This is a genomic window from Nocardioides insulae DSM 17944 (genome assembly GCF_000422825.1).
GTDB lineage: Bacteria > Actinomycetota > Actinomycetes > Propionibacteriales > Nocardioidaceae > Nocardioides > Nocardioides insulae.
Window position 1 is genome coordinate 185,523 of the sequence record NZ_AUGU01000017.1, and the last position, 15,613, is coordinate 201,135.

The window sequence follows — 15,613 nt, forward strand, 5'->3', positions numbered from 1 at the left end:
GCCGTCCCCCGGGCGGGGGTACGGCGCAGGCGGGTGCCTTGCCGGGCTGGGGGTACGACGGGCCGGTCGGGGTCAGCCGGTCGGCCCGTCGTACCCCCTGAGGTGTGGCTGGCTCAGCACTCGTCGATCGGTGCGGCCTCGGTGAGGCGGTACTCCGAACGCTCGTCGAGCAGCAGCGGGATCAGGCCCTGGTCCTCCTGGGCCATGCTCACCCGAACCCCGCCACCTCCGGTGCGCTCCCAGGTGATGCCGTGGATCCGCAGGGTGCTGCGTAGGCTGTCGAACTGCTCGGCGTCCAGCTGGTAGGCGCACATGGGGGTCGGGTCCGCGCCGTCCTGGGTGGTCGGGACCATATCGTCCTGACCGGCGAAGTAGACGACGCTCGCCTGGTCGGCCCCCTTCTGCGTGGCTCGCTCGGCCGCGGCCGCCGTTTGGCGCTGCACCTGGGTGCGGTTCTCGGCGATGAAGTCGGCGCTGCCCACCGCACTGTTGTAGTTGACCTCGACGCGACGCCGGTTCAGCAGAGCCTCGTCGGCCTCCTCCTCCGGGTTGAGGGCGTTGCCCGCCGTCTCGCTCAGCATGCCGACCACGTGCTGGAGGCCGGAGTAGTTGCGCAGGATGCGGCCCTGCCCGTCGCCGGCCACCTGCTGGAAGGGCTGGCCGTCCTTGACCAGGAGGCCGTAGATGCCGGCGGTGTAGCCGAGGCTCTCGACCTGCGGGGCCGAATAGTCGTTGTTCATCCTCTGCGCGAGCCGGTGGATCGCCGGGTCGACGTTGCGGTTGCGCGGCCACAGGTGGAGCAGGTCGGTGTTGTAGAACTCGCCTGCGCCGTACTCGTGCAGGTCGTTGAGTACGTCGGGCTTCCAGTCGCGGATCGTGGTGGCGATCGCCCTGCCCTCCGGGGTGGCGAGCTCCATCAGGTCGCGGTTGACGTCGACGCCGTCGGCGTTGCCCCGGGTGTCGGCGACCCAGCCGTCCGGGTTGGAGTTGAGGAAGAGCACGGTGGTGCGCTGGAGAAGACGTTCGACCGCCGGGTCGGGCGAGGTGGCCAGGTCGCGGGCCAGCTGCATGCAGGCCTCGCGCCCCGAGTTCTCGTTGCCGTGGATCGAGCAGTTGTACATCAGCACCGAACCTTGCGCCGCGGCATCGACCGACCTCGGCGCCGGTGCGCCCACCTTGACCAGCTGCAGCGGCCGGCCTTGGACCGTCGTACCGATCCGCTCCACCGCGACCCGCTCGGTGCTCTCGTCGAGCTGGCGCCAGAACCGCTTCGACTCATCGAAGGTGGTCCAGGTCGCGCCGTTGCTCTGCTCGAACGGCGTCTGAAGCGTGTCCGGTGCCGCCTCCAGGGCGGTCATCAGCTGGTCGTCCGGCTCCGCGGTGGCGGACGTCGCCCCCGACCCCACCAGACCGGCCGCGACCAGTGTCGCGGCGCCAGCGAGTGCGACGCCTCGCCGCCGTAGTCGAGACTTCGAGCGCGATGACTTGGATATGGACATGCAGGCCTCCCGATGCGGTCAGGCCACTGCACGGCATGCAGCACGTCATCCACCACTGCCGAGTCAGCGGCCGGTTGTTCTGCCTCCTCGAACCTATTGGTTGTTCCTGACGCGGCGTCAACCGACTAAGGGTGGTGGCGTTGACTGATGTCCGGCTGGTAGAGGGCGGCCCTGTCGCGGCAGGTGCTGGCATCGATTCACCGGCGCCACCGGGCGTTCGGTAGGCTGCCCGCAGTCCTACCTGACCCATCCTCTGGAGGAATAAGGTGAAGAAGCTCCTCGTCATCGCCGTCGTCGCCCTCGTCGGCGCGCTCGTCAGCAAGAAGCTCCTCGACCGCAGCAAGGCCGAGCAGGCCCAGTGGGCAGCCGCCACCGACCCCATCGAAGGCGCCTGACCGCAACGAGCGGGGCCTTGGCGCAATTGGTAGCGCACCTGCTTTGCAAGCAGGGGGTTAGGGGTTCGAGTCCCCTAGGCTCCACCACGAGAAACCGCGGGTCATCCTGCGGTTTCTCTCATTCCCAGGCGTATCCCCTGCTCCAGATGGATCCGCTGCGGGCGACTGACGGGTGAAGCTCGTCATCAGCTAGCGTCCAAGAAGGCCTGAAAGCGTTCCTCGAGGAGCGATGAGTCTGGCCGCTCTGCCCGCCGCTGCGGGAGCACCATCAACTCCTTGCCGTGGAACTCCTGGATCCCGTGCCGCAGCATCGGGCCATCCACCTCGTGTAGGACCTCGTCGTTGATCCGCACCTCGTAGCGGGGCGTGATCCCGAGGATCTGTCGGTCGTACGCTGCATGGTGCATCTTGCACAGGGTCAGGCCGTTGGTCACGATCGGCCGTCCGCCGCCGCTGTCCTCCTGGATATGCGCGGCGTCGAGGAGGTCGCTGTGGCGGAAGGAGCACACCGCGCACGAGGTGTTGTAAGCGCGCAGCACCGCGGCGCGGAATGGGCGCTGATGGAGGCGGATCTTGGTCAGTTGCCGCCGGTACGACGGGTCCAGCTCGAACTCGACCGATGGCCAGGTGATGTCGGGCTGAGGGACCGCGTCGATGTCGACGACGAACTGCTGCTGCGCGGGCTCTTCGCCGACGAGATAGATCGGGTAGAGGGCGCTGTATCCGCCGCCCTGGACCCCGAGCCACCAGATGAGCGGGAGTCGCTCGACCATGGCCTCGCGAAGTGCCCGGTTCTGGTAGTGGTACGGATCGTCGCCCCGCATCTTGTAGCGGTAGAGACCATCGGCGCCGACGGCATCGTCGTACGGCCGATCGGAGCCCTCGGGTCGGTACACGGTCCGCATCGACAATGCCGCGGAGAGTTGGCCAGGCTTCCAGATGCCCTGTTGAGTCGGCATCAGGCGAATGTTCTCCTCGAGGAGGGTGAGGTTGCTTGTGCTCGCCTGCGTGAAGGTCTCGTTCCCCACCGCGCGCTCGCGGTCGAGCCAGGCGAAGGCGGCATGCCTGATCGCCAGTTCCCGCAGTCGCTCGTGGGGGCTCACAGCGAGATCATCGCAGCTTTGCATCGGAGGCGATGCGGAGTTGCGAAGCAGCCGACGCGACCCGTACTCGCCACCGCCGCTGGACAGCCCTATGCTCGACCTCCTTCACCTGCTGGCCGGCGCGGCACCGTATACCGGAACGCCTTGGAGGACTGCGTATGGTGGCAGGCTCTGGACCGAAGGGTCCTCAAGCGAATCAACCTGCTGGTCCAAGACATTAGGCGGATGCCCCCAGTTACGAACGAGACTCCGGCACCGGCGCGCGGGGACCGAGGGACAGGCATGATGTCCCCATGAGCGCCGCACCCGCCGCGAGCCGGGCCGAGACCATCATCGCCGCGGCTTCGCGTTGGGTGGTCAGGGGACAGCGGCTGGACATGCAGGGGCTCGCCGATGAGATCGGCGTCTCCCGGGCGACTCTGTTCCGTCATGTCGGGGGGCGCGAGGATCTCCTCGCCGAGGCCCTGTGGATGCTCACGGAGTCCATGCTCAAGATCGCGGAGAAGCGCTGGGAGGGGGAGCGGCGCCCGGACCAGTTCCATTACTTCGGGACCGGGCATTACATCAACGAGATGATCGCCAAGTCCCCGGGAGTGCGACGTCTCCTCAACGAGGAGCCGACCCTCACCCTGCGCCTGGTCACCGATCCGCACGGGCGGATCCAACCGGGGGTCACCTCGTTCGTCGAGCAGTTGGTACGCCGGGACATGGAGGAGTTCGGTCTTCGGCCGGCCATCGATCCGGGCGATCTGGCCTACGCACTCGTACGACTGGGGGAGTCGTTCCTGTACGCCGACGTTCTGGCCGATCGCCACCCTGACCTCGCCACCGCCGACCGGGTCCAGCGCGCACTGTTCGAGGCACTGCTGACCTGAATCCGGCGCTCATCACACCGGACCTCCGCGAGGCTCTCCAAAAGGGGTATTTGCAACACTTCCGGGAAATGTCACACTCCTGCTCGGTGTGACGTGGGCCACGCGCGGTCGCTGGGACCGCTTGGTGGTCGCGTCCAGGAGGAATCAACGTGACAACGGAGAGTCAAGAGAGCACCATCACCCTCGATCGCCCGCCAGGGCCTGGCTTCTGGGCAGGCATTCGCAATCGTCACCTGGAGCATTACCCGAGCACCGGTCCGCGGATCGGCTACCTGGTGCTCGTCGTCGCCATCACCGTGATGCTCTATTACACCCTGTACGTCGGAGGGGCGGTCTCGACCCTGCTCCTGGTCGAGTTCGGGATGAGCTTCAAGTTCTATGTCTGGGCACTCGCCTTCGGCAACCTCGCAGGGGCGTTCGGAGCATTGGCCGGAGGTGTGGCCGACAAGATCGGTCGTACCCACCTCGTCGTCTACGGCCTGCTGCTCACCAGTCTCCTGACCGCGTTCGTCATCCCCGCGATGGACGCCAAGTGGCCCTTCATCATCGCCACCACGCTGGTCGGGGTCGTGGAGGGCATGATCCTGGTCGCGACCCCCGCCCTCATCCGGGACTTCTCTCCGCAGGTCGGCCGGGCCACCGCGATGGGGTTCTGGACGATCGGGCCGGTGCTCGGCAGCCTCATCGTCGGGGTGGTCGGCTCGATGACCATCGACGAGAACAGCCAGTGGCAATCGCAGTTCCGGATCTGCGGCTTCGTCGGTCTGGTGGTCTTCGTGATCGCCTTCCTCTTCCTGCGTGAGCTCTCCCCTTCGATCCGCAACCAGCTGATGGTCAGCGAGCAGGATCGCGCCCTGGTCGAGGCCCGAGCGCAGGGCATCGACGTCGAAGCGGCGTTGAAGAACCCCATCCGTCAGCTGCTCACCGCTCCCATCATCCTTTCCTCGCTGGCCGTCTCGGTGCTGCTGTTCTCCTACTACACCGCGATCGCGTTCGGCACGGTGATCTACACGACCATCTTCGGGTTCGCCCTCGACCAGGCCAACAGCGTGGCCACCTGGCAGTGGGGCGTCAACGTCGTCGCCCTGATCGCCGCGGGGCTCCTCTCCGACCGGCTCCGCGTCCGCAAGCCCTTCATGGTGGTCGGTGGCCTCGGCACCGCGCTCATGATCGTGCTGCTGCTCCAGCAGTTCGGCGGCAATCCGAGCTTCGGCACCCTCACCACCATCATCGCGTTGATGTCGGCGGTGTGCGCCTTCGGTTACGCGCCCTGGATGGCGAGCTTCACCGAGACCGTCGAGGCGCAGAACCCCGCCCTGATCGCCACCGGCCTGGCCATCTGGGGCTGGATCCAGCGGCTCACCGTCTTCGCATCGTTCCTGCTGGTGCCGCTGGTGGTCACTGCGATGACCCCGCTGGTGAACTACGGCGCCCAGACCGCGGAGATCGCGACCGAGTACCAGGCCGAACTGGCCACGGCCGCGGTGATCGAGCCCGAGACCATGGCCGCGATTTCGGCCGACCCGACCGACACCACCGCGCAGGCCGCCGCGGTCGGGCAGATCGTCGACGCCCAGGGGGTGAGCCAGGAGGAGGCGGTCGCGGAGCTCACCGCTCTCGGCCAGGTCCCGCCGGAGGCGATGAGCTTCCTCGCGGAGCACGGGGACTCCGTGGAGAACGCCGCTGCCGAGGCACCCGGCCAGTGGCAGACGTGGTACTGGGTCTGCTTCGGTGGCGCCATCTTCTTCGTAGGGTGCGTGCCTCTGCTCAAGGGCAGGTGGAGCCCGCGGGCCGCCAAGCGGGACGCTGAGGAGCACACCCGTCGGGTGGAGCAGGAGTTGGCCGCTCTCGAGGCGACCTCCGCCAACCGCTGAGAAGTTCCTATTCCATAGGGCACGAGGCGTCGCCGGTCGGGCCGACCGGCGACGCCTCACGTCGTTCCCGGGGCGGAGTGAGGCTCACCCCTACACGCATGGACACGGCCGGCGTGGGTACCGGCGGGAGATGAGTGAAGAGCTTCGCTACACTGTTCCCGGCATGAGTGACAAGGCGGCGGCACGGGTGATCGAGCTGCTGCAGGAGCGGCTGGACGCGCTCAACGACCTGCATCTGACCCTCAAGCACGTCCACTGGAACGTCGTCGGTCCCCACTTCATCGCCGTCCACGAGATGCTCGACCCGCAGGTCGACGCGGTCCGGGCGATGACCGATGCGGTGGCGGAGCGGATCGCGACGCTTGGCGGCTCGCCGCAGGGTACGCCGGGCGGCCTGGTCGAGCGACGCGGCTGGAGCGACTACAGCATCGGCCGCGCGCCGACGCAGGAGCACCTGGGAGCCCTGGACATCGCCTACCAGGGCGTGATCACCAGTCAGCGTGAGGCGATCACGGAGCTCGACGAGCTCGACCTGGTGACCCAGGACCTGCTGATCGGGAACACCGAACAGTTGGAGCTGTTCCACTGGTTCGTGCGCGCGCACCTGGAGGACTCCACCGGCCGGCTCAGCACCAAGGGTGCCGTGGGCGAGCAGGACGCCGCCCACCGCGCCGGCTGAAAGGGGGTTAGGGCCGTGAGCGATGAACTCACCGAGAGGACCATCGCGATCCTGGCCACCGACGGGGTGGAGCAGGTGGAGCTCACCGCTCCCCGCGAGGCGGTGGAGGACGCGGGCGGCCGAGCGGTGCTCGTCGTCCCCGGGGGGTCCCGGATCCAGGCGTACCACCACGACGTCGAGCCGGGGGAGACCTTCGAGGCCGACCGGGATCTCGCCAACTGCGACGCCGCCGACTTCGACGGACTGATCCTCCCGGGGGGCACGACCAACCCGGACCGGCTGCGACTCCTCCCGGAGGCGGCCGACTTCGTCCGGGGTTTCACGGACGCCGGCACCCCGGTGGCCGCGATCTGTCACGGCCCCTGGATGCTGGTCGAGGCCGACGTACTACGCGGGAAGACGCTCACCAGCTACCCCAGCCTGCGCACCGACGTACGCAACGCCGGGGGCAGTTGGCGCGACGCCGAGGTGCAGGTGTGTGGGACCAACGACTGGACGCTGGTGACCAGTCGCCGCCCCGACGACCTGCCGGCGTTCACCGAGGCGATGGTCGAGGCCTTCGCCGGGGTGGCTCGATAGGTCGACGCCCGGGCCGGTCCGGCGGGACCGACCCGGGCGACGGGTACGGAGCTAGTCAGTCAGGCGAGCACGACACGCTCGCGCCATTCAGTTCAGACCAGGTCGAACCGGTCCGCGTCCATGACCTTGACCCAGGCCGCGACGAAGTCATTGACGAACTTCTCCTTCGCGTCGTCGCTGGCGTAGACCTCGGCGAGGGCACGCAGCTCTGAGTTGGAGCCGAACACCAGGTCGTTGCGGGTGCCGGTCCAGGTGCGGCCGTCGCCCGTCGTACCGGTGAAGACCTCCTGGGAGGCGTCGGTCGCGGTCCAGGTGGTGTCGAGCTCGAGCAGGTTGACGAAGAAGTCGTTGCTCAGCGTGCCGGGCGCGTCGGTGAACACGCCGTGGTCGGAGCCGTCCCAGTTGGTGCCGAGCACCCGCAGGCCGCCGATCAGCACGGTCAGCTCGGGGGCGCTGACGCCGAGCAGGTTGGCCCGGTCGACCAGGGTGAACTCGGCCGGGAACTTGCTGGTCTTGGCCAGGAAGTTGCGGAAGCCGTCCGCCTTGGGCTCCATGTAGCCGAAGGACTCGACGTCGGTCGTCTCCTGGGTGGCATCGCCCCGGCCGGTGGTGGTGGTGACGGTGACGTCGACACCGGCGGCGGAGGCGGCCTTCTCCACGCCGACCGAACCGCCGACGACGATCGCGTCGGCCAGGGAGACGCCCTGGGCGGCGGCGATCTCGCCGAGCTGGGTCAGCACCGGCGCGAGCTCCGCAGGCCGGTTGATCGCCCAGGAGCGCTGGGGCTCGAGGGCGATCCGCGCGCCGTTCGCGCCACCGCGCTTGTCGGAGCTGCGGTACGTCGACGCGGAGGCCCAGGCGGTGGAGACCAGCTGGGAGACGGTCAGGCCGGAGTCGGCGATGGCCTGCTTGAGCGCGGCGACCTGAGCCTCGCTGAGCTCGGTGCCGGCAGGCACCGGGTCCTGCCAGATCAGGTCCTCGGCGGGGACCTCGGCGCCCAGGTACCGGGCCTTGGGGCCCATGTCGCGGTGGGTCAGCTTGAACCAGGCCCGCGCGAACGCGTCGGTGAAGGCCGCCTGGTCCTCCTTGAACCTCCGGGAGATGGCCTCGAACTCCGGGTCGACGCGCAGGGCGAGGTCGGAGGTCAGCATCCGGGGCTCGCGCTTGCCGTCCCCGAAGGACTCCGGCACCAGGCCGTCGCCGCCGTTGTCCTTCGGACGCCACTGGTAGGCGCCCGCGGGCGACTGGAACAGCTCCCACTCGTAGGCGAACAGGATGTGGAAGAACTCGTTGTCCCAACGGGTGGGGTGGTAGGTCCAGGTGACCTCGAGTCCGGAGGTGATCGCGTCGATGCCCTTACCGGAGTTGTGGGTGGAGGCCCAGCCCAGACCCATCTGCTCGATGCCGCCGGCCTCCGGCTCCGCACCGACCAGGTCGGCGTCACCGGCACCGTGGGTCTTGCCGAAGGTGTGGCCGCCGGCGATCAGCGCGACGGTCTCCTCGTTGCTCATCCCCATCTTGGTGAAGGTGTCCTTGATGTCGACCGCGGAGGCGAGCGGGTCGGGCTGACCCTCCGGGCCCTCCGGGTTGACGTAGATCAGGCCCATCTGGACCGCCGCCAGGGGGTCCTCCAGATCCCGCTCGCCGGAGTAGCGCTTCGTGCCGCCCTCCTCACCGCCGAGCCACTCGGTCTCGGGGCCCCAGTAGATGTCGTCGTCGGCCTCCCAGACGTCGGGACGGCCCCCACCGAAGCCGAACGTCGGGAAGCCCATGTCCTCCATCGCGACGTTGCCGGCCAGGATCATCAGGTCGCCCCACGAGAGGGCACGGCCGAACTGCTTCTTGACCGGCCACAGCACGCGGCGGGCCTTGTCCAGGTTGCCGTTGTCGGGCCAGGAGTTGAGCGGGGCGAAGCGCTGCTGACCGGTGCCGCCGCCGCCGCGGCCGTCGAAGACCCGGTAGGTGCCGGCGGAGTGCCAGGCCATCCGGATGAAGAGGGGGCCGTAGTGGCCGAAGTCGGCCGGCCAGAAGTCCTTCGAGTCGGTCAGGACGGCCTTGATCGCGTCCTTGACCTCGGCGAGGTCGAGGGAGAGGAAGGCGCTGCGGTAGTCGAAGTCCGCGCCGTACGGGTCACCCACGGCGGGGTTCTTCGCGAGGATCTTGAGATTCAGCTTGTTCGGCCACCACTCGTGGTTGGGAGATCCCTGAGTGGGGTGGACCAATGCGTCGTGCATCACCGGGCACTTGCCGGCCTGGGTTTCGTTCAGGTCGGCGAGCTCGGTCTCGTGGTTCTCGGACATGGTTCCTCTCCATTGGGGCGGTGATGGAAGTCGGATGGGGGATCGAGGGTGAGTCAGGCGCTGGCGGCGATGCAGTCGGGGCACTGGCCCCAGAAGATGACTTCCGCCTCGTCGATGTGGAAGCCGTGGTCGTCGGAGGCCTGCAGGCAGGGTGCGGCACCGATGGTGCAGTCGACGTCGCTGATCGAGCCGCAGGTGCGGCACACGACGTGGTGATGGTTGTCGGCGACCCGGGTCTCGTAGCGGGCCACTGAGCCCAGCGGCTGGATCTTGCGGACCAGGCCGGTGGAGGTCAGGGCACGCAGGGTGTCGTAGATCGCCTGGTGCGAGACCTCCGGCAGGCCCTGCCGGACGACGCCGATCACCGTGTCGGTGTCGGCATGCGCGTGCCGGTGCAGGGCGTCCATGACGGCCAGCCGGGGTCGGGTCACACGCAGGCCCACATCGCGCAGCATCTGCGTGAAATCGGGCTGCTCTGGCATGCCCCGATCGTGCCACCAATTCTTGAACAGATCAAAAAATGATGGCGTCAGTTCGGTAAGAGCTTCAGCGCCCCACGGCCTTCTCCAGATCCGCCTTGCTCATCTTCGAACGGCCCTTGACGCCCTGTCGCTTGGCATCGGCGTACAACTGCGCCTTGGTTCGTCCCTGAGCTCCGTGCCCGGATCGCTTGCCGCCGCGGTGGCCGGGGGACACATCGTCGGTGGAGGTGCGACTGCGCTGCTTCGACTCGCCCTTCTGGGCGCGCTCCTTGTTGACCGTGCGCGCGGCGATCTCCTCGGCGCGGTCCTCGCTGCGCCCCTGGTCGAGCTGGCTGGCCTTGACCTTCTCGTACTGACGCTCGCGCTTCCTGCTCCAGGCCTGTTGTGGCATGTCTCCTCCTGGCGTCGGCCGTAGCTGCCGATCTCGACGTACCCGTCGGGGGCGGTTCCATGCGGAACGTGTCCGTCCCCGCGGGCCGGCTCGCCCGATCAGGAGACTCCGGGTCTGCTGTGCCGACACGACGGTGACCGCGACGAGCGGAGCGCCCGGGATCCGACTGCCGGGATCGGGTCAGAGATCGACGACCATCTTGCCGGTGGCCCGTCCGGAGAGCTGGATCTCGAGGGCCTTCTCCCAATCTTCCAGCGGAAGGTGGTCGGTGCGCGGACGGATCCTGTCGCCCCGGGCGTACGCCGCGAGGATCGTGTCGACCATCCGGCGAACGGCGGGAGCGTGCTCGCGTCGCTCGTCGATGCGGCCCCAACCGATGTAACGGCCGTAGTTGTGGCCGATCACCGCGATGTCCTTGACCAGCAGGTGGTTGGCGGCGGCCCGGGGCACGCTGCCGGAGGCGAACCCCAGGGTGACCAGCCGCCCGCCAGGAGCCGTACTCCGCACGGACTCGTCGAACAACGCGCCGCCCACCGGGTCGATCACCACATCGGCGCCTCGGCCCCGGGTCAGGTCGCGAACCGCCTCGCGGAGGGTGTCGGGCGTGGAGGGCAGTACGGCGTCGGCGCCCTCGGCCGCGACGGCGGCCCGCTTCTCCGGCGTACTCGCGGTCGCGATCACGCGCGCACCCATCAGCCGGGAGATCTGGACCGCTGCGGTGCCCACCGCCCCGGCGGCACCATGGACGAGGACGGTCTCGCCGGGCTCGAGTCGGGCCCGCCAGGCGAGCGCCGACCACACGGTCGGGTAGGTGATCGGGAGAGCGGCCGCCGGCCCGGGATCGGCGCCGTCCGGCAGCGGGTAGACCGTGTCCGCGGTGGTCACCACCTCCTCGGCCAGACCGCCCCAGTCCAGGGCCGCCACCACGCGCTGCCCCACGGTGAGGCCATCGACCCCGTCGCCCACCTCGAGCACCTCGCCGCTGATCTCGGTGCCGGGGGTGAACGGGAGCGCTGGTCGGCGCTGGTAGGTGCCGGCGACGAAGAGCTTGAGCGCGAACCCGATGCCGACGTGGCGCACCCGGATCCGGACCTGACCGGCGGAGAGTTCCGCGCGGCCCAGGGTCGTCAGCTCCAGGTCGCGCCAGTCGCCGAACTCGCGGCAGACCAGGGCTCGGTATTCGGGATCGGTGTTCATCCTCGCCTTTCTGTGATGGTGTGCGGCGCGAACCTACCGGCCCTGCTGCGCCGCGAGTAGCTGGGTCTCGCGCCCGAGGAGTTCGGTCAGGACGACGTCGTTGTGCTCACCCTTGTGCGGTGCCGGTCCGGCGACGCGACCGGGGGTCTCGGAGAGCAGATATCGCGGACCCTCCACGGTCACCGAACCGAGCCGGGCGTGCGGCAGCGTGACGAGATGGCCGCGGTGGACGACCTGAGGATCCGCGCTGATGTCGCTGCTGTCGGCAGAGATGTGCGCGGGCACGCCGGCGTTGTGCAGGTGGGCCTGCGCCTGGGCTCCGGTGAGCTGCGCGGTCCAGGCGGCGACCGCGTCCTCGAGGTCGGCTGCTCGAGCGCGCCTGCCCTCCGCGTGGCGAAGTCCGGGATCCACACCCAGGTCGGGTCGCCCGATGAGTTCGGCGAGCGCGGGCCACTGCTCGTCCTGGGTCACTGCGACGGCGATGTAGGTGTGCCGGTCCGTGCCCGCCGGTGGCTTGGTCGGGAAGACGCCGTGTGGTGCGAATTCGCGGTCGGCATTGCCGAGCCGCTCGGCGATGGTGCCGTCGTAGGCGAACTGGGCCATCTCCGGAGCCTGCATCCACACCCCTGCCTCGACCTGCGACAGGTCGATGTAGCAGCCGCGGCCGGTCCGCCGCCGGTTCTCCACGGCCCCCAGGAGTGCGGCGAGTCCGAAGCGCGGGGCGATGAAGTCGGTGTACGGCCCGAAGGGGCCCAGCGGAGGACCATCGTTGCGTCCGGCGAGTGTCTGGAACCCGGACAACGCCGCGCCGATGTTGCCGTATCCGGCCATCTTGGCCAGCGGTCCGCTCTGCCCGTTCAGGGAGGCGCTGAGCATGATCAGGTCGGGATGGTCGGCACTGAGCGTCGGATAGTCGAGGTGCCACCTCGCCAACAGGCCGGGGGAGAACGACTCGACGACGACGTCTGCCCACGCGGCGAGGTCGGCTGCCGTCCGCTGCCCGTCCGCGGTGCTCAGGTCCAGGGTGATCCCGAGCTTGCCCGCGTTCCATGTGCCGTAGAGCGCCGAGTTCTCCGGATCCTGGACTGCGCCGTAGTACGGCTGCATCAGCCGGGCGGTCTCGGGGGTCGCCGGCGACTCGACCCGTACGACGGTCGCGCCGAAGTCGGCGAGGGCGCGGGTGATCGAGGGTCCGGCGACGACCCAGCTGAAGTCGAGCACCTTGAGACCCTCGAGGGGCAGGCGAGGCACCTGCTCGGCCGCGCCCTCCGAGGCGGCTCGCTCGCCCACGGAGGGGCCTGCCGCGGTGGGCTCGAGCCACTCCGCGAGCACCTCGGCGGTGTGTTCGCCGGGCGTCGGGGCCGGCCGCGAGATGCTCAGCGCCTCCCCCTCGATCGCAGCGAACGGTCCCGGCATGGTCCGCCGACGTTCGCCCGAGCCGAGGGTCACCCAGAAGTCGCGGTGCCGCAGCTGCTCGGAGGCCAGGATGTCGGAGGAGTCGAGGATCGGGACGCACAGGAGCTTGTGCTCGACGGCGGCGGCGAGCACCTCGGCCTTGGTCTTCGTGGTGAAGAACGCCCGCACTCTGGAGCGGAGATCGACGATGTCGTCCTGGGTGAGCTCACCGTCGGCGATGAGTTGGGGCGCGAGGCGGTAGTCGATCTCGGCGTACCGCCCCAGATCGACCCCCTCGGCGGCGAGCCAGGCGATGAACCGGGTGGTGAACCCACCACTGGCCGGGCCGATGCTCAGATGGAACTCGACGAGTCCGTCCTTGCACTCCCACTTCTTCAGGCCTGGTGGGGTGGCGCTTCCGCTGCCGGACTGGTCGACCCGCTTCTCCTCGAGGCGCAGCCCGGCGAACATCTCCCGCGGGGTGTCGCCCGCGGCGTGGGTGAGGATGCGGGCCAGGGTCGAGGCGCCCATGCTCGTCTGCGCGGAGACGTCGACGAGCTGGCCCCGACCCGACTCGGCGCGCGCGAGCAGGGCGAGTTGGGCACCGGCTGCCGCATCCCCGGCGGCATGGAGGAAGGCCTGCGGAAGGGAGATCCGCAGCGGGGATCCGCCGTCGGGACGGTGCTCATCGAGCGGCCCACCGGCCGCCCAGACGGTGAGGTCGGAGGCCGGCAGGTCCGCCTTCGGGCCGGTCCGGCCGAAGGGTGTGATGGAGACGTAGACCAGGCCCGGGTTGAGTTCCCGGAGGTCCGCGTAGTCGAGTCCCAGCGGGCCCATCGTGCTCGGCCCTGCCGACTCGATCACCACATCGGCCACGGTGGCGAGGCGGCGGATCAGCTGCCGGCCCTCCGCGGAGTCGCGGTCGGCGATGGCGCCGCGCTTGTTCGCCGCATAGGTGTCCCAGACGAAGGAATCACCACCATCCGACGGCCGAGGCGCGCGGCGGCGTGCCGTGCTTCCCTCCGGGGGTTCGACCTGCACCACATCGGCACCGAGGTCGGCCAGGAGCCGTCCGGCCAGGAGGCCGCGCTCGTCGGTCAGGTCGAGCACTCGGTACCCGGAGAGAAACGCCATCGCCACACTTTCGTCGTACGAGAAGCCCCGTCGGCCACCCTGTCCTTAACGAACGTTCGTTGCTACGGTGCCAGATTATGTGACACGCCTCACCGCCTTGTGAAGGCCGCACAACGAATCGCGGAATCCGGCCCTGCCGGCCCGGGTCGGGTGGCGCTGTGGGCGGTCCGGAAGGCGCGCACATCAGAAGACCTCAGCACCCTGAGCCCCCAGGACTCGAAGGAGAACGGCGCCCCATGAAGAGATTCACCATCGCGACTGCGATGACGACGGCCCTCGGTATGGCCGTGCTGTCCGGATGTGCAGGCTCGGTCGGGCAGGCGGAGGCGGATGGCTCCGCCGGTGAGGGCGTGGAGTACGGCGCCTCCAAGGCGGAGTATCAGGAGGCCCTGGCGGACATGGACCCGGTCGAGTTGGTCTACCAGGGCGGCTCCACGGGCACCGGACACACAGCTGATCGGGAACGCGCCTTCGCGAAGTCGATCGAGGAGTGGTCGGGAGGGAAGATCAGCGTCGAGGTCATCTTCGGGCAGAGCATCGCGCCCTACGACGAGGTGGTCGAAGCTGTGGCCGATGGTCGCATCGACCTCGGCATGGAGATCCCGATCTACAACCCCGCCAAGTACCCGGCGATCACCGACCTGAGCGCCCTCTCGGCGGCTCCCGCACCGGGTCCACTGCTTCCCGAGATGGTGCACATCGCCGCCGGACAGGAGGTGGCATGGGACACCGCGCCGGTCCTCGACGACGTTCGTGACAAGGGTGTCGAGGTGCTGGTGCCGGCGGAGTTCGAGTTCTCGAACTCTCTGATCTGCTCCGAGCCGGTGACCTCACTGAAGGACTTCAAGGGCAAGCAGATCCGCGCGGGGTCGGCCACCGACTTCGCTCTGGCCGAGGCGCTCGGCGCCTCGGGGGTCTCGCTCCAGCTGGGTGAGGTGTACGACGCCCTGCAGCGTCACGTCATCGACTGCGCGATCATCTCGCTCAAGATCGCCGCCTCCCAGGGTCTTCTGGAGGTGGCGCCCGAGGTGACGTTCCCGACCGATGTGTCCTGGGGCCGCAGCTCCACCGCCCTGGTCGCGGGCGCGAAGGTCAGCCAGCTGCCCCTTGCGGCCCGCCAGCTGATCTGGGACATGCTCGAGGGGTACGTCCGCGACCACATCAGTTCGACCGCGGCCTGGACCGTCGACGCGACCGACGCGGTGCATCAGTTCGGCGGTGGGTTCCACCGGATCGACCCGGCGGCCGAGGAGAAGCTCCAAGAGGTCATCGACGGACTGCGCGAACCCGGGGCCCTCAATGTCCTCGACCCGCAGGCGACGGGTGAGGATCTCGATGCCGCGATCGAGAAGTGGACCGGGATCGCCGAGGACGAGGGCTACAGGGACTATGCGGATTGGAACGAGATGGCCGCAGAACTCGGCGATGAGCCACTCGACGTCGACGCGTACGCGAAGCGGATGTACGAGGAGATCTACCTCCCGCACCGCCCTAGCTGAGCCGGGCGTCGGCCCGGGCTCCCCGACCGGTTCGGTCGGTTCGGCCCGGCCCGCTGACGAGCGGTTGCCGATCGACACCGGGGCCCGGCCTGTGGTTCAGGCCGGGCCCCGGTGTGGGTGTGGTGGTGGGTCAGTTGAGGGTGAAGGTGTAGGTGGTGGTGTTGCCGGCGAGGTCGTGGATGGTGAGGGTGTTGGTGCCTTGGTGGGCGCC

At 68.9% G+C, this 15,613-nt stretch carries 13 protein-coding genes and 1 tRNA gene; 7 read left to right on the forward strand and 7 right to left on the reverse strand.

The window, feature by feature from the left end:
• Window positions 1-113: 113 nt before the first annotated feature.
• The gene (locus tag G515_RS0109750; RefSeq protein WP_084653399.1) at window positions 114-1,499 is read right to left on the reverse strand and encodes a M14 family zinc carboxypeptidase; all 1,386 of its coding nucleotides are present in this window, start codon (window positions 1,497-1,499) and stop codon (window positions 114-116) included.
• 266 nt (window positions 1,500-1,765) lie between these two features.
• Here G515_RS0109750 and G515_RS23625 point away from each other — a divergent pair, with 266 nt between their 5' ends.
• Both G515_RS23625 and G515_RS0109760 read left to right on the forward strand, forming a co-directional pair.
• Window positions 1,766-1,894, forward strand: coding sequence for a DLW-39 family protein (locus tag G515_RS23625; protein WP_211220997.1), 129 nt, complete (start codon window positions 1,766-1,768; stop codon window positions 1,892-1,894).
• A gap of 11 nt (window positions 1,895-1,905) precedes the next feature.
• A tRNA-Ala gene (locus G515_RS0109760) sits at window positions 1,906-1,981 on the forward strand.
• A 98-nt stretch (window positions 1,982-2,079) separates the two neighbouring features.
• Here G515_RS0109760 and G515_RS20630 read toward each other — a convergent pair.
• Window positions 2,080-2,997 (reverse strand): HNH endonuclease, encoded by a 918-nt coding sequence (locus G515_RS20630; RefSeq protein ID WP_051218127.1) that lies wholly within the window; start codon window positions 2,995-2,997, stop codon window positions 2,080-2,082.
• Window positions 2,998-3,290: 293 nt separating this feature from the next.
• Between G515_RS20630 and G515_RS0109770 the strand changes: the two genes are divergently transcribed.
• The 4 genes from G515_RS0109770 to G515_RS0109785 all read left to right on the forward strand — a co-directional run bounded on the left by G515_RS0109770 (window position 3,291) and on the right by G515_RS0109785 (window position 7,004).
• Entirely contained in the window at window positions 3,291-3,872 is a 582-nt protein-coding gene (locus G515_RS0109770; RefSeq protein ID WP_036555185.1) for a TetR/AcrR family transcriptional regulator, read from the forward strand.
• A gap of 149 nt (window positions 3,873-4,021) precedes the next feature.
• Entirely contained in the window at window positions 4,022-5,746 is a 1,725-nt protein-coding gene (locus tag G515_RS0109775; protein ID WP_157571067.1) for an MFS transporter, read from the forward strand.
• Between the two features lie 163 nt (window positions 5,747-5,909).
• Window positions 5,910-6,425 (forward strand): Dps family protein, encoded by a 516-nt coding sequence (locus G515_RS0109780; protein ID WP_245565321.1) that lies wholly within the window; start codon window positions 5,910-5,912, stop codon window positions 6,423-6,425.
• A 15-nt stretch (window positions 6,426-6,440) separates the two neighbouring features.
• Window positions 6,441-7,004, forward strand: a complete 564-nt coding sequence (locus tag G515_RS0109785) for a type 1 glutamine amidotransferase domain-containing protein (RefSeq protein WP_028659993.1) — start codon at window positions 6,441-6,443, stop codon at window positions 7,002-7,004.
• Between the two features lie 92 nt (window positions 7,005-7,096).
• Here G515_RS0109785 and katG read toward each other — a convergent pair whose 3' ends face one another.
• The 5 genes from katG to G515_RS23060 all read right to left on the reverse strand — a co-directional run bounded on the left by katG (window position 7,097) and on the right by G515_RS23060 (window position 13,903).
• Complete coding sequence (katG, locus tag G515_RS0109790; protein WP_028659994.1) at window positions 7,097-9,304, reverse strand: catalase/peroxidase HPI; 2,208 nt, start codon at window positions 9,302-9,304, stop codon at window positions 7,097-7,099.
• A gap of 53 nt (window positions 9,305-9,357) precedes the next feature.
• Window positions 9,358-9,786, reverse strand: coding sequence for a Fur family transcriptional regulator (locus tag G515_RS0109795; protein WP_028659995.1), 429 nt, complete (start codon window positions 9,784-9,786; stop codon window positions 9,358-9,360).
• 64 nt (window positions 9,787-9,850) lie between these two features.
• On the reverse strand, window positions 9,851-10,177 hold the full coding sequence (locus G515_RS0109800; RefSeq protein ID WP_028659996.1) for a hypothetical protein: 327 nt from the start codon (window positions 10,175-10,177) through the stop codon (window positions 9,851-9,853).
• A gap of 180 nt (window positions 10,178-10,357) precedes the next feature.
• Window positions 10,358-11,374 carry an NADPH:quinone oxidoreductase family protein gene (locus G515_RS0109805; RefSeq protein WP_028659997.1) on the reverse strand — a complete coding sequence of 339 codons (1,017 nt, stop codon included), beginning with the start codon at window positions 11,372-11,374 and terminating at the stop codon, window positions 10,358-10,360.
• A gap of 33 nt (window positions 11,375-11,407) precedes the next feature.
• Window positions 11,408-13,903 (reverse strand): CaiB/BaiF CoA-transferase family protein, encoded by a 2,496-nt coding sequence (locus tag G515_RS23060; RefSeq protein ID WP_084653421.1) that lies wholly within the window; start codon window positions 13,901-13,903, stop codon window positions 11,408-11,410.
• A gap of 236 nt (window positions 13,904-14,139) precedes the next feature.
• Here G515_RS23060 and G515_RS20640 point away from each other — a divergent pair, with 236 nt between their 5' ends.
• Entirely contained in the window at window positions 14,140-15,402 is a 1,263-nt protein-coding gene (locus tag G515_RS20640) for a type 2 periplasmic-binding domain-containing protein (protein WP_051218131.1), read from the forward strand.
• The last annotated feature ends 211 nt before the right edge of the window (window positions 15,403-15,613 follow it).